Source organism: Acinetobacter sp. PK01 (assembly GCF_022819285.1).
Taxonomy (GTDB): Bacteria; Pseudomonadota; Gammaproteobacteria; order Pseudomonadales; family Moraxellaceae; genus Acinetobacter; species Acinetobacter tandoii.
Map to the genome: position 1 here is coordinate 1,611,631 of NZ_CP094643.1, position 23,290 is coordinate 1,634,920.

Below are 23,290 nucleotides of genomic sequence, written 5' to 3' on the forward strand. Positions count from 1 at the left end.
AGGGATTAATTATCCTTGTGTCGCATCCACCAACGGAGCACCCGTCATCGCCTGCAATTCTGCAAAGCTTAGACCGTCGACTTTCTCGATCACTTTTAAGCCTTCCGCAGTGACATCAATCACACACAGATCGGTATAAATACGGTCAACACACTTTTGTCCTGTGGCGGGGTAAGTCAACTCAGCCACAATCTTCGGTTCACCGTTCTTGGTGACATGATCGGTGGTGATAAACACTTTTTTAGCGCCTACCGCCAAATCCATCGCTCCACCTACTGATGGAATTGCATCGGGTGCGCCAGTATGCCAGTTGGCTAAGTCACCATTGGCTGCGACTTGAAACGCACCGAGAACCGCAATATCCAAATGCCCACCACGCATCATGGCAAACGAATCCCCATGATGGAAAAAGGCACCGCCTTGTAACATGGTCACATATTCTTTACCGGCATTGATCAGCTCAGGATCTTCTTCCCCTGCAGCTGGCGGTGGACCAAAAGCCAATAAGCCATTTTCAGAATGCAGGAAGATCTCTTTGTCATTCGGTAAGTAGCTGGCAATCTTGGTGGGTAAGCCAATGCCTAAATTGACATAAGCCCCATCCGGAATATCTTGGGCCACACGTTCAGCAATCTGGTTGCGGTTGAGTTTTTGATAGCTCATGATGTTCTCCCGATTACACAGCCACAGGTTCAGGCTGAACCTGTACCACATGTTGAACGAAGATGCCTGGGGTGATGATGTGTTCTGGGTCCAAAGCACCGAGTTCCACCACTTCAGACACTTGGGCAATGGTCACATTGGCTGCCATGGCCATGATTGGGCCAAAGTTACGTGCCGATTTACGGTAGACCAGATTGCCCCAACGGTCGCCTTGTTGGGCTTTAATCAAAGCGAAGTCAGCTTTGATCGGGTATTCCAGTACATAATCTTTACCGTCGATGTGACGGGTTTCTTTACCTTCAGCCAATAAGGTACCAAAGCCTGTAGGGGTGAAGACTGCGCCGAGTCCCATGCCTGCGGCTTGAATACGGCAAGCGAGGTTACCTTGTGGTACTAATTCCAATTCGATTTTGCCTGCACGATAGAGTTCATCGAAGACCCAAGAGTCGGACTGACGCGGGAATGAGCAGATGACTTTTTTGACGGCGCCGGCTTTCAGCAGTTTCGCCAGACCATAGTCGCCATTGCCTGCGTTGTTGCTGACAATGGTGAGGTCTTTACGTCCAAGTTTGATCAGCCCGTCAATGAGTTCAGCAGGTTGTCCTGCTGTACCAAAACCACCAATCATGATGGTTGAGCCGTCTTGTATCTGGGAGAGCGCTTCCGTTAAGGTCGCTGCACTTTTATCTATCATTAGATAACTCCATTGTGCATCATGCAAAATTTGAAAAGGCACGGAAACCTAACTTATACTGGAGAGCAATTCAGCTAAAACAACATTCCCTAGTCTTTTAGTTCGATTTCCTTATACGTTCATTTTTTATCATTTCTTAACGCTGGACTAGATAGCGATAGGTGCTTTTGTTCGATGATCGAACATTTTTACTTATTATCGAACAAAACCTGATTTTTTCAGTCAGATTTCACGCTATAGTAAAAATATAAACACAATACATATCAGGAAAGTATCTAAATGGATGAGGAATTGCATAAAACTGAAAGATGGCTTGAAAATAAAGATAATAAAAAAATCATTCGACATGAAGATTTTGTGGCCGGCATCAGTAAAGGTATGGCAATTCTGGATTGTTTTGGTGCTGACCGTCATCGTTTAAATATTTCAATGGCTGCTGAACGGACTGGGATGACCCGCGCGGCAGCACGGCGTCACTTACTCACTCTTGAATATTTGGGCTATTTAGAGTCGGATGGTCATTATTTTTATTTAACGCCTAAAATTTTAAAATTCTCAGGTGCTTATCTTGGCGGTGCACAACTTCCTAAAATATCTCAGCCTCTATTGAATCTACTCACCAATCAAACGTCTTTAATCTTTTCCGTGATGGTACTGGATGGATATGAAGCCATTACTATTGCACGTAGCGCTGCGCATCAACAAACAGATCGTGTTAACCCCTATGGTTTACACTTAGGAAATCGTTTACCTGCACATGCAACATCCGCAGGGAAAATTTTATTGGCCCATCTGGAACCAAATGAGCAACGTGAATGGCTGGAAAAATATCCACTACAACGTTTAACCAAATATACCCATACCGACAATGCAACATTTTTAAACTTGCTACATGAAATCAAAGAACAAGACTGGTGCTATTCTTGTGAAGAACATGAGTTAGGTGTCCATGCGCTTGCCGTACCGATTTATCAACAAAGATCTAAAGTGATTGCTGCTTTAAATATTGTGTCCCCGACTACTCGTACCACTAAGGAATATCTGATTCAGCACATTTTGCCATTACTACAAGAGACGGCACGTGAGTTGCGCAATATTTTATAAAAAGCCTAGATAAACAATCTAAATCTACATACTTAATCTAGTGCTTTAATCACAGAGTATGTGTTAATTTTTTTTAGGACTTAGCAAAATAAAAAACCGCGATAACAGAGCGGTTTTTTATTTTATCAGCTTTAGTCAAATACCACTTTTTTATGGGTGAATCGACTATAGAAAAATACAAGCAACCCCAATAAATATAGGCAACCCGACAACAATAATAATGATACGCCTGCCGCATAAAGTAACCATGCTGCATAGATGACTGCGACTGCGGCAATCCAAATATGCTTACTACGTTTATGTTTCACAGATTCTTTTAAATAGAATGCAGAAACCAAAAAGTATGGCAATAAAATCATTACTGATGAAATCAGCAATAACTGCGTATAGTTTTTATCAAAGAAGCAGACTGCAATCAGCGAAATTTGCACCACAATAGACGTTAGCCAAAGTGAAGCAATCGGCACACCATTCTGATTGGTTTTTAAAAATATAGAAGGAAAAGCTTTATTTTTTGCAGCTAAAAATGGAATTTCCGTTGCAAATAAAGTCCAACTCAAATAAGAAGAACTAACCGAAATAATCAAACCTAGCGTAATAATAATCGTACCAGGCAGCCCAATCAGTTGCTCCAATATGGTTGCCATAGAAGGGTTATGCATATTGGCAATTTCAGCTCGCCCAGTTACACCATAAGCCAGTACAGTCACCATGACATAGAAACTCAATGCCAACAGCACACCCAAAACGGTTGCACGGCCAATATCTTGTCTGTTCTTGGCGCGGGATGATAAAACTACAGCGCCCTCAATACCCGTAAATACCCATAAGGTAATGAGCATCAAATTACGCACCTGTTCCCAAACAGGCAACTGTAAAGAAAAGTCGATAAAGTTAAGTTTGAACAGATCCAGTTTGAACGCAATAAAACTACAGGCAATAAAAATAACCAAAGGAACAATCTTGGCAATCGTCGCAATAAGATTCACCAAAGCTGCCTCTTTAATGCCCTGACTGACCAGCCAATGCACAATCCAGACAAAGATAGATGAACCAATCAATGCATACAGGGTATTGCCTTCACCAAAATACACATGCTCTGGGCTATCAGTAAATAAACCCACACCAGAAAAGGCAATTACCACATATCCAACAATGCCGATGGTGGTACAAAGCCAATAGCCCCATGCAGAACAAAAGCCAATTAATTCACCAAAACCTTCTCGAGCATAATTATAAATACCACCATCTAAGTCAGGTCTTTGCCGTGTTAAAAAAAGCAGTGCAAAAGCAAGAAACAGAATTCCTACGCCTGTTATAAGCCAAGCCATGAGTAAGGCTTGGCCATTTGCGACTGCAGCCATGTTTTGTGGCAAACTAAATACCCCTGAACCCACCATAGAACTAAACACTAAGGCAGTTAAGGAAAGTAAGCCAATTTTAGCTGTAGACATAAGAAAATCTTACTGTTTAAAAAATTGAGAAAGTTCTGCAATATGCTCGGGACCAATACCACAACAGCCCCCAATTAAAGTTGCTCCCGCAGCTTGCCATTGCTGTGCAAAGCTTAAATATAATTCAGGATTTAAATCGGCACGGATTTCATCTAAACCATCGTTAGCGGTTGCTTCACTTTTCTGTGGCGGAAATGCGTTGGCATAAGCCCCAATTTGTACTGTTTCTGGTAGTAATTTTTTAATTTGGATAATGGCTTGCAATACTACTTCTGGTTGGCAGCAGTTAAACAATATCGCGTTGGCACCAAGACGGTGTATCAACTCAGCCACTTGTTCAAGGCTTTCCCCAGAACGCAATAAGGGTTGTTCTAACTGAATTTCATCTTGTAAGGTAAATGACACCCAAAAGTCTCGCCCATCTTTAGGTAATAATGCATGTACAGTTTCGACTTCTTTGAGGCAAGATTGTGTCTCTGCCAACCAAAAATCGACATGCGGTGATAAAGTTTCAATAATTGGTGTTGCAAGGGTTTTAGCTTCTGCTTCTTTAAATAAATCCGCACGGTAAGAGCCAAATAACGGAGGCAAACAACCTGCAATGCGAACGTCTTTTCCACTCTCTTCAACTGCTTTTTTCGCCTGAGTTACAGCAACATTCACCAAACTTGTTACTTCATTTTCAAAGCGCTGCTCGCCAATATGAAATGGAACCACTGCATAATTATTGGTGGTAATAACTTCTGCACCCGCTTCAATAAAATCTAAATGCACTTGTTTTACAATGTCTGGGGCTTCTGTTAAAGCCAATGCAGACCATTCAGGTTGTCTAAAAGGTGCACCTCTACGCGCAAGTTCACGACCAAAACCGCCATCTAAGATTTTCATAAAGTTAAGTTATATTAAATAAAAAAGCTGATTATAGAGAAACTCTTAAAAGATTTAATGCTTGAATCCTCCAAACAATATCTTTATTTCAGCTAATGAAAATTCATTTTTCTAATAACTCATGCTGATGTAGCGTAGCTTGAACAATAGTGTTGAATTTCGGAAAAGCGTTTTTTCCATATGCTCCGTTACTCTTCTCCCATCCTTAGGTAAAACAAATAATAGAGGACTGTGTAAGGTATTATCTTTGATTAACCCTATACAAATTGTCGTCAGCATATTCAACAAATAAATAACGCACTATCCCATTAAAAATTTTATTGATTCAATATGCTGAAAATACAGCTCAACGCAGAGCTATCTTGTTTTTTGATTGAATCATGTCTCCTGCACTTAATCTCTAATTGGCATTTATTTTGCTTATCAGTAATACGGTTTTAAAAATTCGTAATACTAGGCGGACTAGCGATATGGGATATGTTGCAACTGAACTTAACCAAAAAAATAAGCTGATTCTGGGCTTTTGCTCATTTCTCATTCCAATTTTGATTTGGTGTGCAGTCAGTTATCTGCCATTTATTTGGCATCCTCAAGTCCAAATTACCGACTCTGGCAGCGTGCCTTATTTGCAAGTCGACAGTCGGATTGATAAAGCGCTGTTCTATAATGAAGCACAAAATGCAGTCAATCACGGCGATGCGCCACCTCAAGGCAAATTGGTCAACCCGATTTATTTACCCGCCCCCGATGAAGTTGCAACAGCACTGATTACTGCATTTACGACACCTCCTGTACAACCCGATGCTCCATGGTTTCATCAAAGCCTGTGGCATAGTATTAAGCTGGTTTTTACCGCATTTTTCTTATCTTCTTTAATTGGTATTCCCTTAGGAATTTTGTGTGGCTTCTCACTCAAGATTTCAAAACTCACCGAACCTTTTGTCGAGTTTTTCCGTTATTTACCTGCCCCTGCATTCGGTGCGTTGGCTGTTGCCATCTTAGGCATTAATGATGCACCGAAAGTCGCCATTATTGTGATAGGAACGCTGTTTCAACAAATTTTAATTATTGCCAACACCACACGGATGGTCGACCGCGGACTGATAGAAGCAGGTTATACCCTTGGCACCAACAAAATGAAAAGTCTGTTGCATGTGGTGATTCCTGCGGCATTACCCGATATTTACCGTGATTTACGCGTGCTATTGGGCTGGGCATGGACCTATTTAATTGTGTCTGAATTGATTGGTACGACCTCGGGCATCACATGGTTTATTACCCAACAAGCGCGCTATCAAAACTTTGACAATGTCTATGCTGCTATTTTGATTATTGGGGTCATTGGACTGGTCTGTGATGTCATTTTAATGAAATTAGGCGAACGACTCTTCACATGGAAAGCAGGAGCAAAATAATGAATACAACGACGAATAATGATACAAAACAGTATTTTGAACACATCTATCAACGCCCTGTAATTCTGGAGGCAAAAAAGCTGACCCAAGTATTTCAGCATGGTAAAACCCAACGCACCGTCTTGAATCAACTCGATTTAAAAATTCATAAGCGTGAATTTATTTGTGTGATTGGTCCCTCGGGTTGTGGCAAATCCACTTTTAGCCGTGTCGTCGCGGGACTCGATCCATATCACAGTGGAGAACTACTGGTCGATGGTCAACCAATAACAGGCCCTAGCCCAGAACGTGGCATGGTGTTCCAAGGTTACACCCTATTTCCGTGGAAAACTGTTAAAAAAAATGTGATGTTCGGTCCGCTCATGAAAGGTGCAAGCCATGCCTCCGCAGAAGCGCATGCACGCGAATGGATCAACATTATTGGGCTAGAAAAATATGAAAACCAATACCCGCATCAACTTTCGGGTGGTATGAAACAACGCGTTGCGATTGCCCGTGCATTGGTCAATCAACCGAAAATTTTACTCATGGATGAACCTTTTGGGGCGCTCGATCCGCATACACGCCAGAAAATGCAAAAACATCTCATGGATTTATGGCAGAACATCGACATCACCATTATTTTTGTCACGCATGACATGGATGAAGCCATTTTACTGGCAGATCGAATTGTGGCTCTGAAGGCCAATCCAGGCGAAATTAAAGAAATTATTGAGGTGGATTTACCGCGACCGCGCAATGCTGAACTGATGCTCACACCCGAATTTAAACGCTTACGCGAACATGTCGATGCATTGGTGCATGCACAGGAAGAGGAACTAGATCCTGCTTTAGAGGAGTTGCCAAAAATTCCACGTATGACTCAAGTCAGTACACACAAATAAAACGCTTATAAATAATCATAACCTTTGGGACGACCCAAAGTGTTGAACAATACGTTGGACGACCAACTTTTGGTGATGATCATGCAATCGGATTATATATTACCACTGGTAGAAATCTCAAAACTTAACAGCCCACTTTTAGAAGATCGACTATCAGTCGCACAGGCTCTCGATCAAGCCTGTAAAGAAGTTGGATTTTTATATTTAAAAGGCGAGCAATTCCAACCCGAACTTTTTGAAAATTTGTGTCGCATCAGCGCACAATATTTTGCTCGTGATCAGCAAAGTAAAATGCAGCACTACATTGGTTTTTCCGAAAATCATAGCGGCTATGTTCCGATTGGAGAGGAACAATTTGTCAAAAATGTCTATGACCTTAAAGAGTCTTATGATGTGAATTATGACTATTTGGGCACAGAACAACGACGCCCTTTAGTGGGACCGACCCAGTGGCCTGAAGATGCAGAATTTAAACTGCATGTATCGGAGTATTATCAACATCTAAAAGATATTGGTCAGCAATTGTTCCAATGTTTTGCTTTAGCCCTAGGTTTAAAGGAAACCTATTTTGATGCACATATTGCCCATGCACCAAGTCAACTGCGACTGATTCACTATCCGTTCAATCCTCAGGCACAAGACCAAGAAGGTATGGGAGCACATACCGATTATGAATGTTTTACCTTACTCCTTCCGACGGCTCCTGGTCTACAAGTTCTGAATAAACAAGGAGAATGGATCGATATTCCCTTACTCGAAAACACACTGGTCATGAACATTGGTGACATGATGGAAATTCTGTCCAATGGGCGTTATTTGGCTACTAAACATCGCGTCAAAAAAGTTCAACAAGAGCGCTACTCGTTCCCGCTGTTTTTCTCTTGCGATTATGACTATGTGATTCAGCCTGTGATTGAGACAGATCAACCCCAATATGCCCCTTTAAGTGGCGGAGAACACCTGTTTAACCAAACGGCTCAAACCTTTCATTATTTAAAAGAAAAAGTCGCTTCTGGCGAAATTGTGCTGAACAATGCCCGTCCGTTGTATTCCTTTGGTCTAAATGAACACAAGGAAAAATTATGAATTTAATCAATTTATGTGCAGATTTATCAACTAAACTTTTGCCGACAGATATAAGCACTGTAGAGCTGCCTTTAGAATTGCTCGGTGCGTTTAGACGCAAAAGTATTAGTTTTTTTAATGGTCAAACGGATGAAAAAACCATCGTTTATTGGTTTCAATCCAAATCTTTTACCATTGATTTAAGACTGAAAGATATTGAGCTTACGCCTGTGTTGCAACGTCAGGGCTGGCTTGGACAAACTCTCTGGGATAAAGAACAACAAGTCTTATCATGGCAAGTCGATTCAAATTCCAATTACCAAAATCACATTCAATGGCCAGAACCCGCAACCTTACATTGCATCGGCAACTGTATTTTGGAATTCTCTCCTAGCAATGCCTATGTGGAGGATTGGCGTCAACAAGCCAATCAAGGTTTATACCTTGGATTACGTTTAGAAAAAGCCATTCATCTTGAATCGAATACTCCAGTTCAACTGGATGCAGGCTTGATTATTTGTGGTGACTTGGTGGCTTATGCACAGTCTCGATTGCCGCAAAACCAGCAAGCCATTCAACCTTTCGGCAATTTGATTGAAGCACATCAAGCAGGTATTCATTTAGAGCAAATCAATCAATTTGAAGTTTCAGTGGGTTCGTTATCTTCGAGCGTACAATTCAGTACCCAAAATTATCGCTTGCAGCAGCCCTTTTCACTCGAAGACTTCGAATATATTGGTGAAAATCAGCTTAAGCAAGTCAAAGAAATTGAAGGTGAAACCTATACCTTATATTTCAAGGTCGACATCTATCTACCCCATTATCAATTCCAAACACAAACCTCTACAACAGCAGCCAGTCAAACTTGGCTCACACAAGAAGCTGAGCATCTGTTACATCATGCTCAAGCAACATATTAAGTAGGTGATATTTTGATTGCATTTATCTACTTAAGCATTGCAATTATTGCTGAAGTGATTGCTACTTCAGCATTAAAAGCTTCACAAGGGTTTAGTGTGTTTATCCCTTCTTGTATTACCGTATTGGGCTATACGATTGCTTTATATTTTCTGTCTTTAACTTTAAAAACCATTCCTATGGGCATAGCTTATGCCATTTGGTCGGGTGCGGGCATTATTTTAATTTCATTGGTGGGATGGTTTGGCTTTAAGCAACAATTGGACGTACCTGCACTGATTGGTTTGGCTTTAATGATTTCTGGAATTTTAGTGATTAATATCTTTTCACAAAGCACCCATCTTTAATATAAAAATAGCCTGACCGAAACATCGCCGTGCTGTACCACCCAACACAAAAGCCCAGAACATTTCTGGGCTTTTCCTCGTATAGATGACTTATTTCAACCCTTCAATCAATGCGGGATAAATTAAACCATTGACATCCATTTCAGTTTTGTAGATGCCATTACTGACATTAAATTTATTCACATGATACGTCGAACCATAAATGGAATCGAAGCCCGAACCTTTGGTAAACACTTTCTTGTTTGCAGCTAAATCCAGTAAATGTGTTCCACCGATAAATTGTTCATATTGCTGCGGATCCACCCCAACACGGTTCGACATAATCTTGACTGCATCAGCATGGGTTGCAGGGTCATTAATATATTTAACGGTTTTATCCCAAACCTGAATTAATTTAGACCACTGTTCTTTGTTGGCGGCCAAATGGCTCATATTTACAGTTAAAGTATCGTAAATCAGACCCGGTTTATCTTTTGAGGTATAAATAATTTTAGACCCAGCAACCGATTTTAATGCCTGATTGGCAACAGGTTGCCATACTGCAATCGCATCTACACCATTACTTGCAAAAACTTGCGGCAATTCGTTGGTCATTGAGTTGACCAGCTTCACGTCCGACAATGAAATTTTGGCATCATCCAAAGCTGTTGATAATAATAGATGATCCACTAGCCCTTTTTCAGTGGCGATAGATTTCCCTTTTAAATCTGCAATGCTGTTTATGCCCTCTTTGGCAATAATCACATCATTTCCTGCGGAATAATCGGTTGCCATAATCATGATGCCTTTGGTTCCGCCCGATGCTGTAACCAAATTATCACCATTGGTCACCAAAACCGCATCTAACTGGTTCGCTGCAAATGCTGAAAGCGATGCTGAATAATCAAACCATTTAAATTCGACATTTAAACCCGCTTCTTTTAACCAACCCTTTTCAATGGCTACTTGCCAAGCCACAAAACCCGGCCAGTCACTATAACCAATGGTGATTGCCTGTGTTGCTGCTGTTTCAGTCTTCTTTTCCGCTTCTGGTACTTTGGCGGTATTGTCACAACCTGAGAGTAAAATACCCGCAACTACTGACATTGATAACACTGCTTTTTTCATCATTTTCAGGTTCCCCTAAGATTATTCAACATTTTGTGGAATTGGTGGCATCACCGCATCCATCAGTTCAAGGTGTCCGTTAATGACCCCTTTCAAGGCAATAAATTGCTGGCTCATTAACTTTAATTCGGCGCTTTTGCCCTGCATCAGCATCACTTCCATAATTTTTTGCTCATCCAGTTGGATATGCAGCGAGCTAATTACTTGTTCTAAATATTGTTGTTGCAAATCCATTAACTGAACTCGCAATGACATAGAACTGGCGTCATACAGCAAGGTCAATGTGCCGACCATGACCGAATTTTGCCGCTCTTCTTCTGCAATTAAGTGCTTGTGAATCATGTCTACAATGGCTTGCGAGCGGCTTTCATAGCATTGATCGACAATTTTCTGATCCAGTGCGCTTAAAGTACTCTCAGGTACAGTGACACTGATTCGAGCAAGTTTAGGTTTAGCCACAATTTACTTCCGGAATGTTTCAGGATGATGAGGGTCTTGCTTGACATAAAAACCCGCGCGAACGCTAATTAGCTCCAGTAAAAACTGTTTAAAGAGCTGTGATGTCGACTTATCTTTATTCTGTGGCTTTTGCATCTGTGGCTCCTCTTTGGTATTACCAAATTCGAATTTTGTATTACTCGAATAAATGCAGAAAGCGTGCCAATCCATTCCATCAAAATAGAGACGAAAACAAGAAAAATTGCTTGAAATTTGGGCAAAATAAATCAAATCGCGCTGTTATGGAGCTTTAAATTAAAGAACAGTTTTTCAGGGAAAAATCATGAGAGAAATTCGGCTGAATCTTTAAATGCAAAAGCCAGCGCGATCAAGCACTGGCTTTTTAGATTTGATAATTTTGAGATAAGATTTAAGCCACAGGCGCCAATGTGAACAACACCTGCCCCGTTTTCACGGTTTGCCCTTTTTCAATGGTAATGGCTTCAACTTTCATCCGTTCAGGTGCCAAAATTGGAATTTCAATTTTCATGGCTTCAATTACTGCCAAAGTCGCCCCTTCTTCAACCACATCCCCCATCTGACATTCAATTTTCCAAATCGAACCGGGCATGTGCGATTCTACGGCACAACCACCATCTGGAATCAAAACTGCTTCACCATCATCCACCGTATCTAAACTTTCAGATACATATTCCGCCAAACCTGCTTCATGCCAACGACGGCGCTCGGCTTCAAAATTACTTTGTTGCGTGTGCTTAAATGCTTGGATAGTTTCAGCATTGTCCTGCAAGAACTGATTGTATTCTTTCAGGTTTAATACACCTTCTTCTACGCGTAGATTTAAACGTCCTGCTTTAAAATCTTCACGCATCTGCATCAATTCAGTTTCAGACACTTCATAGAATTTAATCTGGTCGAAAAAGCGCAGCAACCATGGTTTACCCTCTTCAAAATTGGCATTTTTACGGTAGCGGCTCCACATTTGCGTAGTACGACCTACAAACTGATAACCGCCCGGGCCTTCCATGCCGTACACGCACATATAAGCACCTCCAATACCGACCGCATTTTCAGGTGTCCAAGTTCGTGCAGGGTTATATTTGGTGGTCACTAATCGTTGACGCGGGTCTAAAGGCGTTGCCACAGGTGCACCCAAATACACATCGCCCAGTCCCATCACTAAATAACTGGCGTTATAGACCACATCTTTCACCGCCTGTTTAGAATCTAAACCATTAATACGGCGAATAAATTCAATGTTATCTGGACACCATGGAGCATCGGCACGCACGATTTGGCTATAACGTTCCGTTGCCAATTGAGTTTGCGAATCTTCCCAAGCCAAAGGCAAATATACAGTACGTGAAGGAACCTGCATTTCTGCAATATTCGGAATCTGTTCTTCAGCCACTTCTAGCAAACGCAGTAAATCGGTTTGATCCAGTACCAAACAATCATAATGGATTTGTAGCGAGCGAATGCCCGGAGTTAAATCAATAATGCCCTTGATGTTTTGCTCTTTCATCCATTGCATTAAGGCATGAATGCGGAAGCGCAGATTCAAATCTAGCACCAACTCACCATATTCCACCAACAGGTAATGATTCCCCGCAGGACGATAGACTACGTCAGGGCGTGTACCATCGCCTTTAAAGGTATCTAAAATTACATGGTTTAAAGTAATTTCCTCTGCTTGAATGACTTGCTCGTAATGAATACTTTCAAGTGATGCTGCATCCAGTATGGCTTGATAGTCTTGATTGAGCTGCTTGGCCTGATGGTAACTCACAGGAGTAAATTTAACTTTATCCCCGGCTTTTAGCTGTCCCAATTTCCACAATTCAGAATGAATCACCACTGCTGGGCAGACAAAACCGCCCAAACTTGGACCATCTGGGCCTAAAATAATTGGCATATCGCCAGTAAAGTCGATCGCGCCAATGGCATAAGCATTATCGTGAATATTGGATGGATGTAAGCCCGCCTCACCACCATCTTCTCGTGCCCATTCAGGTTTTGGCCCAATCAGACGAATACCTGTACGGCTGGAGTTAAAGTGGATTTCAAACTCATGTTCAAAGAAAGTTTCAATATCCTGATTGGTGAAAAAGTCAGGTGCACCATGCGGACCATACATCACCGCAATTTCCCAATGCGAATTGAATGCAGGAATTTGCCCCTGATTTAAAGCGTTCGCAGGCTGATCGCTAAAAGAGGTGATTGGCAACATATCACCAACCAATAAGTTACGCCCTGCATGACCACCAAATTGCCCTAAGGTAAATGTGGCTTGCGAGCCTAAATATTCAGGGACTTTAAAGCCGCCTTTGACCCCAATATAACTGCGGCAGCCTGTGCTAATTTTGCTACATTTTAGGATTTGCCCTTTCTTTACATTCACGGTTTGCCACATTGGAATACTTACGCCATCCAGCGTACTTGGCATCTCACCGCCTGTAAGCACAATTTGACTGTCGCAATGAAATTTCAGGCTTGGACCTTGCAGGGTACATTCCAGACCCGCAGTATTTTTCTCATTACCCAACAGTTGATTGGCAACATTCAAAGAAAATGGATCAATTGCCCCTGATGGTGGAACTCCGACATCCCAATATCCCAAGCGTCCTGTAACATCTTGAATCGAAGTTTGGATACCTGCCTGTAACACTTCAATCTTTTGAGTTTTCCAAGTGAAGCTGTTTAAGAACCGTGTGGTTTGCGTACCTGCTTGGAACACTTCTCCTGCCACAATATTCTGTAAGTACTCAAGATTGGTTTCAATTCCCGCCACCTGGGTATTGGCTAAACTGGCTGTCATGGCTTGAATCGCGGCATCACGATCTGTAGCAGTCACAATAATTTTGGCAATCATCGGGTCATAATAGGAAGATACATTTGAGCCTGTTTCCACCCAAGTTTCGACTCGACAGTGTGAATCAAACCCCACTTCAGTTAAAAGTCCTGCACTCGGCTGAAAGTTTTTAATCGGGTCTTCGGCATATAAGCGTACTTGAATGGAATGCCCTTGCGACTGCAACACTTCCGTTGGCTCGACCCAGTCACCACTGGCTAAAGTCACCATCCATTCCACCAAGTCCACAGCATAAACCTGTTCAGTCACACCATGTTCCACTTGTAAACGGGTATTCACTTCCAAGAAATAAAATTCTTGAGTATCAGTATCCATCACAAATTCAACCGTACCCGCAGAACGGTAGTGCACTGATTGCATCAGTTGAATCGCCACCTGTTGCAGATAATCACGCTGTTCATCCGACAAATGCGGTGCAGGCGTTTCTTCAATCACTTTCTGGTTACGGCGTTGTACCGAACAATCCCGCTCGCCCAATGCCAAGACCTGACCTTGACCATCCCCGAAAATTTGCACTTCAATATGACGGGCATTTTGCACAAATTTTTCTAGATACAAGCCTGCATCTTTAAAGTTGGCTTGTGCCAAATAAGATACTGTTTGATAAGCATCTTTTAGTTCTTCGGCATTCCAAACCAACCGCATACCAATCCCGCCACCGCCTGCGGTACTTTTAAGCATCACGGGATAACCAATCTTTTCTGCTTCTGCCAATGCTTCCGCTTCATCAGCCAACAAGCCACTCCCCGGCAAAAGTGGCACTTGACTCTGAATCGCCAGTTCACGTGCAGTATGCTTTAAACCAAAACTGCGCATTTGGGCAGAAGTCGGACCAATAAATGCAATTCCTGCGGCTTCACATAAGTCACAAAACTCGGCATTTTCCGATAAAAAACCATAGCCGGGGTGAATCGCTTCCGCCCCTGTTTGCTGTGAAACTTGCAGGATTTTTTCGATATTTAAATAACTTTGACTGGCAGGTGCCGCACCAATACATACCGCTTCATCCGCCATGGTCACATGTAAAGAATCACGGTCGGCTTCTGAATACACAGCAACCGATTGAATCCCCAATTTCTTGAGGGTACGGATTACGCGGCAAGCTATCGCACCACGGTTGGCAATGAGAACTTTATTAAACATGGTGCTTACTCCGCAGCTTCACGCACAATCAGTTGGATAGGCGTTGGGTTATAGGCATTACACGGATTATTTAGCTGTGGGCAATTTGAAATCAGTACAATCAAGTCCATCTGCGCCTGAATTTCCACATATTTCCCTGCGGCTGAAATGCCATCATCAAATTTCAAATGACCGTCTGCGGTAACAGGCACATTCATAAAGAAATTAATGTTCGGACCAATATGGCGCACATTTAAACCATGCTTTAATGCCACAGGGTTTTTCGCTAAGGCATACATAAAATTATTGCGGCAACTATGCATCGGGTAAGTGTCATGCGCATAACGAACCGTGTTACTTTCACAAGAACAGGCTCCACCGAGTGTGTCATGTCGACCACAGTTATCATCATGAATCACGGCCATCGGGCGCGCCAAATTACTATAAAGAGTCGTACCTTTTTCTAAATAAATCTGACGATTCATCGCCAAGGTATCAGTTGCGCTATAGCGTTCTTCTGGATTTTCAGCACTGATAAACAAGGTATCCACCGCCTGATTGCCTTCTAAATCGATAATGCGGAAATATTGCCCTTTTTTTACTTCGCACATCCATGCTTCGCCCGCAGGACATACTTCACTTAACACCATTTTTTCGAAATTTTGTAATACTGTCATGACTGTTCTCCCGAGTTCTTAGCAAGCATCAGATAATGCGAAATAGCGTGCATTGTTTTGAAATGCACGCTGATTTTGGGCGCATGAATCACGACAGATATCATGTTCATTCAAAGGATTGGCTTTAAACAGAGAAAGCTGAATGTCCGCAGGTTGATAGTGAGGAGTTTGATCTAAAGCATGCGGTGCAGCAGACAAGAACACCAAGCAATCCATTTCAAAGCGTAGCTCAATCACCTGATCAGTATTGTCAGCAGTCACATAAGAAAGTTCGCCCGCATCATTCGGCGCGACTTTAGAAAATAAATTCAGGGTGGCACTTAAGTCGGTTTGTCCTAAGGAAAATTTCGCCATTTCCACCAATAAACCCTCCACACCACTTTGATACATGGCATTGCGTGCAGCTTGGAAGTTTAGGTGACCGTATTGCGCTGTGATCTGTTCAGCACGACTTGCACCACATAGCACATCATTCCAGCCATGTTCATCTGTGACGATGGAAGCCATGACACGCCCAAGATCTGAATACAGCACATGACCCGAACTTAAATAGGCGGTATGTTGCCCTTTCAAACTGTCTGGCATGTTAAAACGCTCTAGTTTATCGGCAGCATTAACACAGAACAGTGAAACATTGGCATGTTTAGAAAGTGCTTTAAAACGGAGAATTGCACCTTTTTGAATACGTCCCGACCAGTGATGCCCTCCCGGCAAGACTTCGGTCCATAGTGTTTGGTTATTGTGATATTGCTGTAAGCCCATTGCTGTTACCTCTTCGGTGGATTCGCATGACCTCCCGGGCTTTTATCCCTCCGTGTAGTTCTTTCGAACCGTGAACTCTCGGTCTCAGACATACGCGTGCGTATCGGAACCCTAGATCACATTTTTCATAGTCATGATTAAGCAAAGGCTGTGCCAATTTAGTATTACGTTTTTTATCATTCGTAATACTATTATTGAGCGAAGATGATGCAAAAATAAAAAAAGGTGCTTTTTTGCACCAGAATTAAAACAATTCACCCTAAAGGCTGTATTAAAATGATTTCTATTAACTCATTTCACAAATATATTGCACGCCATCACGTCCTTGGCGTTTTACTTCATATAAAGCCTGATCTGCCATCTTCAGCCAGTCCGTTGTAGAGCCTGCTGCGGCTGCCGAAGAAATTCCAATACTGATACTCATGCGAAAGTTCGGATTACTCGGTAAACGAAAATGTCGCACTTTATCCAAAATGGTTTGAGACAATTGCATAATTTCCTGTGAACTGCTGTCCATCACAATCACTGCTAACTCATCACCACCAAATCTGGCAGGTATATCTTTGCTTTGAATCGATTCTCTTAAAATATTCGACAGTTCAATCAGGACATAATCTCCCATTTCATGTCCATAGGTATCATTAATGTCCTTAAAATGATCCACATCGATTAACATTAAATGAGCCGTACTATTTCCACGTTGTGTTTGTACAAAAGTGCTGGCTAAACGCTGCTCAAACAAACGGCGGTTCGGAATATGCAAACGCGGATCCATTAAGGCAATCCGTTCAAACTGCCGATTTTTTTGGCTCAGATTGGTAGAAAGCTTCCGAGATAAAATACTCAAGGCAATTAAATATAAGGTTGCCAATGGAATAGTAAGCCACACTGTATGCGGGCTAAAAGTGAGGGTTAGAGGCATACCAACCAACAACCAAACGCCAATCAAAGAGACGGTAAATCCTAAAATTGAAGAAGCTAAAAGTTTCCATCCCCCCGCAGCATAACGATCTGCAATAAATACAGCCAAAATAATAAAAGATGGCATGGGGCTTAAACCCATCACACCAATCCAAGCCCCACCAAACATGGTATCTACAATCAAGCTGGTTTGTTCAGTTTTCACAGGATCGTCAGATCGTTGACTAATTAAATAGGCGAAACTTGGCCAAACAAAAGCATTTACTGTCAATAAAATGAAATAGCTACTTTCATAATGCATATCCCGTAATACAGAAAAAATTGGGAAAAAACACAAAATCGTTCCAAGCTGTCGCATAACGAAAATTCTTTTAAGGAATTTTTTCGTTCGCGTTTGTAATAATTCTTCATCAGGAACGATATAAGACATATTTAACCTAATGCTAAATGAGAATGGTTTCTTCTAATGTAGCAAATTTTATTCCCTTATTTATCCATATCATTTAAAAAAGTTGATATTTATCGCTTTTTGAGACAACAATTCTTTTTAATTTTCAAAACCAAGCACTGATATTTAACGTTCAGCATAAAAGGCTTTTATCAAACACCAAACGCACAAATGTAAATCATTACACTTGTGCGTAGCTCATTAAGATCGAGATATAAAATATTATTTTTTCGCTTGCTGAGCTTTAAAACGTGATAATGCAGTGACGGCAATTGCGGAAAGAATAATGCCTGGAGCACTTGCCACCAAAATACCCGATGTACCTAAACCTAAGGCTAAAATTTTACCCGTCAGTAATGGACCTGTCATTGCACCTAGGCGTCCTAAAGAGATTGCGCTCCCTACACCTGTGACCTTACCCGCGCCTGAATAAAAGATTGGAGAAATTCCGTAGAGAATAGATTGACCACCTGTAGAGAAAATTCCGCCCAACACCCCAGCTATAATTAATACAGCCACCACCTTACTGGTGAACAGTAAAAATATGGCAATAAATAATCCTGAATAGATAATTACCGCCATTTGCCATAATTTCAGGCGATCTAGCAAGTAACCAAAACCCAAGGTTCCAATCACTGCGCCCACCTGAAAAACCAGCATCACCAGAAATGCTTGCTGCTTTTCTAAGCCTTGTTCCATCAACAAGTTCGGTAACCAGCTAATTAAAATATAGTTCACCATCAAAGTGAAAAAGAAACTTACCCAGAGTGGTAAAGTCTGTTTAAATTTTTGCTGCTGAAATAATACTTCAGTCATTGCAGGAACTGGTGCTGGTTCAGCATTTTCGACAAGCGTTGTTTGCTTCGGTTTATCTTTTAAAATAAATGCCATGAATGGAATGAGGACTAATGGGGTAATCCCACCAATCAAGAACAATGTCTGCCATGGAATATCTTTAAAATAAATCGCAAGCCCTGCCACAAAAATGGCGCCTACAGGCAAGCCACAATACATTAAACTGTTTAATTTGCCGCGGTTGGCTTCCGTTGCTTCATCCCCCACCACTGAAATCATGGTCGGCATCGCAGCACCTAAACCCAGCCCTGTGAAAAAGCGTGCAAGATATAAAACTTCTACATTGGGTGCGATTGCTGTAATACTAAAAAACACCCCAAAGATCGCAATAGACAGCATCAGGACTTTCTTTTGACCTAAATAATCTGCAACGCGTCCGCCAAAGAATGCGCCAAACAGCATACCAAATACACCTAGGCTAAACACATATCCCATTTGTACTTGATCTAATCCAAAGGTTGCTGCGATTCCTTTTGCTGCAATACCAGGTGCTTGTAAATCGAAACCTTCAAAAAAAGCTACCCAAAAACACAAAAATACGATGAGGAATTTCTGCGTTTTTCCCATGTTTGTTTGAGCCATAATTGATCTCCATCAATAGTTTGCAAGTTGGCTAAAACTTGTGGGGCTATTTTGAAAGGTATCACTGGCGAGAAATAGCACGACAATGGTCGGGATTCATTCACTCTCATTTTTAAATGATTCGGTTATTTAGAGCTAAACCCTTATAAAATGATAGCTAAAAGCTCTTATCAAAATATATAACCTATAAAATACAGTATGTTATACAAATGAAAGCTATTAACTATACAGTTATAGTTAATAGCAATCGTGGTGGAAATTTGCTTTTATTTTTTCCAAAAAAGCCATTTGTTGCGTTTCGGACGCTTTTGCTCAACACGAACAAGTCCATTCAATGCCTCACTATTCATTTGCTCGTACATTTTTAAATACTCAGGATTTAATTGCCCAGCGATGTGTTCTGGATAATATGCTGTTGATGGGGTCCTTAGTGACCGCTCATACCACTTTTCTGCAAGATCTAAATCTGGATTAAAATAAAGTCCATTTTCATACATATATCCAATCTTGCATTCCGCATACGAGTCTTTTTGATCGGCCGCTTTCTGAATCCAATACGCCGCTTCCTCTAAATCTTTTTCGGTATAGAAACCATTTAAATACCAATACCCCACTTGATACTGTGAGGAAGCTTCACCTTTTTGAGCATTAAGTAAAAATAATTTAAAGAATAATTGCTTGGCTTCATTCATATGCAGAAATGAATCAATCTTCCTAATCTGCTCAGAAATTTGCTCAATTGAATAATCACGCGCATTTTTGAGAACGTGTTGAGCCTGTTGCAGTGGGCTATCTTCGGTAAAGGACGCAAGCAGTTGCATCGCCTGCGCTTGCATTGTATCTATACCGTCAATGCGTGCCTCTAGTACAACATTTAAATGTTTTCGAGCCAATTCGAAGTCTTGCTCAACACCTCGTCCTTCTACATACATACGCCCCAAGCTTAAATCGGCTGCTATCACTCGCCCAGCGACTTGTTGATACAGCTCAATAGCCATATCTAAATCAAGCGGTACACCTAAACCATGCTCATATTTATCAGCTAAATTATTGATTGCAACTGAATTGCCTAAATCAGCCGATTTTTGATACCAATAGACACATTGCTCATAATCACGTTTTGTGCCAATACCATCTTGATACATCCAAGCTAAATGATAATAAGCATTAGCCAAAACAACTTTTTCAGTTTCAGGAGCCTGAGATGCAATTCGGTGATACAGATATAATGCCTGCCCAGGATGAATCACATGGTCGCTCACCACACCGTAATTCGGATAAACTGGATTGACTAAAAAACAGGTTAACCAACCAAAACGATAATAGGCAGCCAATCCCAATGTCGCTGCCCAACAACCCTGTTCGGATGATTGCTCCAAGAGCTGCAAACTTTTCTGTAAATCTTGTTCGGTGCCCTGTGCTCGCGCATAACATCCCGCCAACTGATATAGCGCAATACTATCCATTTTGGATGCGGCTTCTCGATACCAGTTAAAGCTTCCTTCCAAACTTTTTTGTAAAATTCCGCCAATAAATAATTGCTGAGCTAACTGACACATCGCAGGACTATATCCCGACTGTGCAGAGTAACGTAGTAAATCAATATAGCGTTGAAAGTCACGTGCTTGATAAGCCTGATCTGCCAAATAATATTGATAAATGCCGTGATACTGTTCTGCTTTCTTCTGAATTATTTGATGAATCAGTTCGCCATGTCCTCTTTCATGTTCAGCAAAATAATCAATACGTGCAACCAAGCCCAAACTTTTAGAAACTTGCTGTAAAGGTAAAAACCATCGTGTAATGGTATAAAGCCCCGGAACATCTGACATTTTCATAATTTCACCAGATGATTCAGGATCATTTGGTCGAACCAAAGCTCTCAACATCTGCATAGGAGACTCAGCTTCAGGAGGCATTAAATTTACCCCCACCAACTCCCCATCATTGGTTTTAGCAACATTCCATACTTTCATAATGGCTTGATCAAATTGATAAAATTCACCATTTTGATTTAACCAAATCACAACATCGCCCTCGCGAATCTCTTCACCATTTTTATATTGTAATGACATTACTTAACCTTATTTTTTTATTGTGCTTTATAGCGCGCTGATTTTACCTAAAAAAAAGCCCGCATAAAGCGGACTTTTTTAATCATTTTCAAAGATTAAGCAGATTTCTTGGTTTGTGCATTCTTACGAATCGTGATCATCACCAATTGAACTGCTGCTGGTGTCACACCAGGAATACGGCTAGCTTGTGCCAAAGTATCTGGACGTACATCTTTCAGCTTTAAGGTAATTTCACGTGAAAGACCAGAAACAACATCGTAATTAAAATCGGCTGGAATTTTCGTTTCTTCCAGACGCTTCATTTGAGCGACATCTTCATGCTGACGGTTAATATAACCTTCGTATTTCACTGCAATTTCAATTTGGTCACCTACTTGTTGTGACACTTCAGAACCAGTCAATTCCGCAATTTGGGCAAATGAAATATTTGGACGTTTGAGTAAGTCAATCGCGCTACATTCTTTCGACAAGTCAGCGCCTGTCATTTCAACAAACTTTTTACCCATTGGGTTATTTGGCGCAGCCCAAAGGTGTTGTAAACGACCTGTTTCTTTTTCAACAGCTTCCATTTTTTCACAGTAAGCAGCCCAACGAACGTCATCCACCAAGCCCATTTCACGACCTACTGGCGTTAAACGCTGATCTGCATTATCTTCACGCAACATCAAACGATATTCTGCACGCGAAGTAAACATACGGTACGGTTCTTTCGTACCCAATGTAATCAAGTCATCAACCAACACGCCCATATACGCTTCATCACGTTTTGGCGTCCATTGTTCCTGATCCCAAGCACGACGCGCAGCGTTCAGACCTGCCAACAAACCTTGTGCACCCGCTTCTTCATAACCTGTCGTACCATTAATCTGACCTGCAAAATACAGGTTGTTAATCGCCTTGGTTTCTAAAGTAAATTTAAGCGCTTGCGGGTTGAAATAGTCATATTCAATCGCATAACCTGGACGCAAAATATGCGCATTTTCCATACCACGAATCGAACGTACCAATTCAAACTGCACATCAAATGGTAAAGAGGTCGAAATACCATTTGGATAAAGCTCATGTGTATCTAAACCTTCAGGCTCTAAGAACACTTGATGTGAATCTTTGTCTGAAAAACGGTGAATTTTATCTTCAATCGATGGACAGTAACGCGGACCCACACCTTCAATCACACCTGTGTACATTGGTGAACGGTCTAAACCGCCACGAATAATGTCATGAGTTTTTTCATTGGTATGCGTGATATAACAATTGACTTGTTCTGGGTGCATAGATGCATCACCCATAAATGACATCACTGGAGATGGGAAATCACCTGGTTGAGGAGTCATCACAGAAAAATCAACAGAACGTGCATCAATACGTGGTGGTGTACCTGTTTTTAAACGGCCTACAGGCAGATTTAACTCACGTAAACGGTGAGCAAGCGAAATTGATGGTGGATCACCTGCACGACCGCCACTCGATTTTTCTAAACCAACATGAATTACACCGCCTAAGAAGGTTCCCGCCGTCAGTACAACCGTTTTCGCATCAAAACGAATTCCCATTTGAGTCACAACACCTTTTACAGTATCGCCATCAACAATAAGGTCATCTGCTGCTTGCTGGAAAATATCTAGATTGGCTTGGTTTTCCAAAGTTTCTCGAATCGCGGCTTTATAACGTACACGGTCAGCCTGTGCACGTGTTGCACGTACCGCTGCACCCTTACGTGAGTTCAGAATACGGAACTGGATACCACCTTTATCGGCAGCCAATGCCATTGCACCACCTAAGGCATCAATTTCACGAACTAAGTGCGATTTACCGATACCACCAATAGCTGGGTTACAGCTCATCTGCCCTAAAGTCTCAATGTTATGAGTCAGGAGTAAAGTCTGTCGACCCATACGCGCCGCAGCAAGTGCTGCTTCCGTACCTGCGTGACCGCCACCGATAACAATGACATCGTAAACTTTAGGATAATGCATAG

Annotated in this window: 20 protein-coding genes and 1 riboswitch; of the genes, 6 read left to right on the forward strand and 14 right to left on the reverse strand. The window is 41.6% G+C overall.

What is annotated here, in order from left to right:
• Nucleotides 1-9: 9 nt before the first annotated feature.
• Nucleotides 10-663 carry a 3-oxoacid CoA-transferase subunit B gene (locus MP622_RS07765; RefSeq protein ID WP_016166463.1) on the reverse strand — a complete coding sequence of 218 codons (654 nt, stop codon included), beginning with the start codon at nucleotides 661-663 and terminating at the stop codon, nucleotides 10-12.
• Between the two features lie 13 nt (nucleotides 664-676).
• Complete coding sequence (locus tag MP622_RS07770; protein ID WP_104442200.1) at nucleotides 677-1,357, reverse strand: 3-oxoacid CoA-transferase subunit A; 681 nt, start codon at nucleotides 1,355-1,357, stop codon at nucleotides 677-679.
• A gap of 291 nt (nucleotides 1,358-1,648) precedes the next feature.
• Between MP622_RS07770 and pcaU the strand changes: the two genes are divergently transcribed.
• Nucleotides 1,649-2,461: an IclR family transcriptional regulator PcaU gene (gene pcaU / locus MP622_RS07775; protein ID WP_165493966.1), complete on the forward strand. Its 813-nt coding sequence runs from the start codon at nucleotides 1,649-1,651 to the stop codon at nucleotides 2,459-2,461.
• A 131-nt stretch (nucleotides 2,462-2,592) separates the two neighbouring features.
• On the opposite strand, the gene MP622_RS07780 is transcribed toward pcaU, so the two are convergent.
• Nucleotides 2,593-3,915, reverse strand: a complete 1,323-nt coding sequence (locus tag MP622_RS07780; protein ID WP_044739994.1) for a basic amino acid/polyamine antiporter — start codon at nucleotides 3,913-3,915, stop codon at nucleotides 2,593-2,595.
• A gap of 9 nt (nucleotides 3,916-3,924) precedes the next feature.
• A complete protein-coding gene (locus MP622_RS07785) occupies nucleotides 3,925-4,803 on the reverse strand; it encodes a homocysteine S-methyltransferase family protein (RefSeq protein WP_243793311.1) in 879 nt (292 codons plus the stop codon).
• A gap of 470 nt (nucleotides 4,804-5,273) precedes the next feature.
• On the opposite strand from MP622_RS07785, the gene MP622_RS07790 reads away from it, so the two are divergent.
• From MP622_RS07790 to MP622_RS07810, 5 genes are all read left to right on the forward strand, one after another.
• Nucleotides 5,274-6,218: an ABC transporter permease gene (locus MP622_RS07790; RefSeq protein WP_243793312.1), complete on the forward strand. Its 945-nt coding sequence runs from the start codon at nucleotides 5,274-5,276 to the stop codon at nucleotides 6,216-6,218.
• Nucleotides 6,218-7,102 carry an ABC transporter ATP-binding protein gene (locus MP622_RS07795; protein ID WP_243793313.1) on the forward strand — a complete coding sequence of 295 codons (885 nt, stop codon included), beginning with the start codon at nucleotides 6,218-6,220 and terminating at the stop codon, nucleotides 7,100-7,102. Before MP622_RS07790 ends, MP622_RS07795 begins: the two co-directional genes overlap by 1 nt.
• A gap of 81 nt (nucleotides 7,103-7,183) precedes the next feature.
• On the forward strand, nucleotides 7,184-8,188 hold the full coding sequence (locus tag MP622_RS07800) for a 2OG-Fe(II) oxygenase family protein (protein WP_243793314.1): 1,005 nt from the start codon (nucleotides 7,184-7,186) through the stop codon (nucleotides 8,186-8,188).
• A complete protein-coding gene (locus MP622_RS07805; protein WP_243793315.1) occupies nucleotides 8,185-9,087 on the forward strand; it encodes a hypothetical protein in 903 nt (300 codons plus the stop codon). Before MP622_RS07800 ends, MP622_RS07805 begins: the two co-directional genes overlap by 4 nt.
• Nucleotides 9,088-9,102: 15 nt before the next feature.
• The gene (locus MP622_RS07810) at nucleotides 9,103-9,432 is read left to right on the forward strand and encodes an SMR family transporter (protein WP_151504307.1); all 330 of its coding nucleotides are present in this window, start codon (nucleotides 9,103-9,105) and stop codon (nucleotides 9,430-9,432) included.
• Between the two features lie 90 nt (nucleotides 9,433-9,522).
• On the opposite strand, the gene MP622_RS07815 is transcribed toward MP622_RS07810, so the two are convergent.
• From MP622_RS07815 to mnmG, 10 genes are all read right to left on the reverse strand, one after another.
• A complete protein-coding gene (locus MP622_RS07815) occupies nucleotides 9,523-10,542 on the reverse strand; it encodes an ABC transporter substrate-binding protein (protein WP_044739987.1) in 1,020 nt (339 codons plus the stop codon).
• Nucleotides 10,543-10,560: 18 nt separating this feature from the next.
• Nucleotides 10,561-10,998, reverse strand: a complete 438-nt coding sequence (locus tag MP622_RS07820) for a CopG family transcriptional regulator (protein ID WP_016167587.1) — start codon at nucleotides 10,996-10,998, stop codon at nucleotides 10,561-10,563.
• A gap of 3 nt (nucleotides 10,999-11,001) precedes the next feature.
• Complete coding sequence (locus MP622_RS17390; protein ID WP_279577669.1) at nucleotides 11,002-11,133, reverse strand: hypothetical protein; 132 nt, start codon at nucleotides 11,131-11,133, stop codon at nucleotides 11,002-11,004.
• A 274-nt stretch (nucleotides 11,134-11,407) separates the two neighbouring features.
• Nucleotides 11,408-15,013 carry an urea carboxylase gene (uca, locus tag MP622_RS07825; RefSeq protein ID WP_243793316.1) on the reverse strand — a complete coding sequence of 1,202 codons (3,606 nt, stop codon included), beginning with the start codon at nucleotides 15,011-15,013 and terminating at the stop codon, nucleotides 11,408-11,410.
• Nucleotides 15,014-15,018: 5 nt separating this feature from the next.
• A complete protein-coding gene (locus MP622_RS07830) occupies nucleotides 15,019-15,669 on the reverse strand; it encodes an urea amidolyase associated protein UAAP2 (RefSeq protein ID WP_044739984.1) in 651 nt (216 codons plus the stop codon).
• Nucleotides 15,670-15,687: 18 nt separating this feature from the next.
• Nucleotides 15,688-16,431: an urea amidolyase associated protein UAAP1 gene (locus MP622_RS07835; RefSeq protein WP_243793324.1), complete on the reverse strand. Its 744-nt coding sequence runs from the start codon at nucleotides 16,429-16,431 to the stop codon at nucleotides 15,688-15,690.
• A 29-nt stretch (nucleotides 16,432-16,460) separates the two neighbouring features.
• Nucleotides 16,461-16,557, reverse strand: a riboswitch (guanidine-I (ykkC/yxkD leader).
• Between the two features lie 160 nt (nucleotides 16,558-16,717).
• Nucleotides 16,718-17,782, reverse strand: coding sequence for a diguanylate cyclase (locus MP622_RS07840; protein ID WP_243793325.1), 1,065 nt, complete (start codon nucleotides 17,780-17,782; stop codon nucleotides 16,718-16,720).
• Between the two features lie 240 nt (nucleotides 17,783-18,022).
• The gene (gene mhpT, locus MP622_RS07845; RefSeq protein ID WP_151504014.1) at nucleotides 18,023-19,237 is read right to left on the reverse strand and encodes a 3-(3-hydroxy-phenyl)propionate transporter MhpT; all 1,215 of its coding nucleotides are present in this window, start codon (nucleotides 19,235-19,237) and stop codon (nucleotides 18,023-18,025) included.
• A 266-nt stretch (nucleotides 19,238-19,503) separates the two neighbouring features.
• Nucleotides 19,504-21,312 (reverse strand): tetratricopeptide repeat protein, encoded by a 1,809-nt coding sequence (locus tag MP622_RS07850; protein ID WP_243793326.1) that lies wholly within the window; start codon nucleotides 21,310-21,312, stop codon nucleotides 19,504-19,506.
• Nucleotides 21,313-21,407: 95 nt separating this feature from the next.
• The gene (gene mnmG, locus MP622_RS07855) at nucleotides 21,408-23,288 is read right to left on the reverse strand and encodes a tRNA uridine-5-carboxymethylaminomethyl(34) synthesis enzyme MnmG (protein ID WP_016166492.1); all 1,881 of its coding nucleotides are present in this window, start codon (nucleotides 23,286-23,288) and stop codon (nucleotides 21,408-21,410) included.
• Nucleotides 23,289-23,290: the final 2 nt, after the last annotated feature.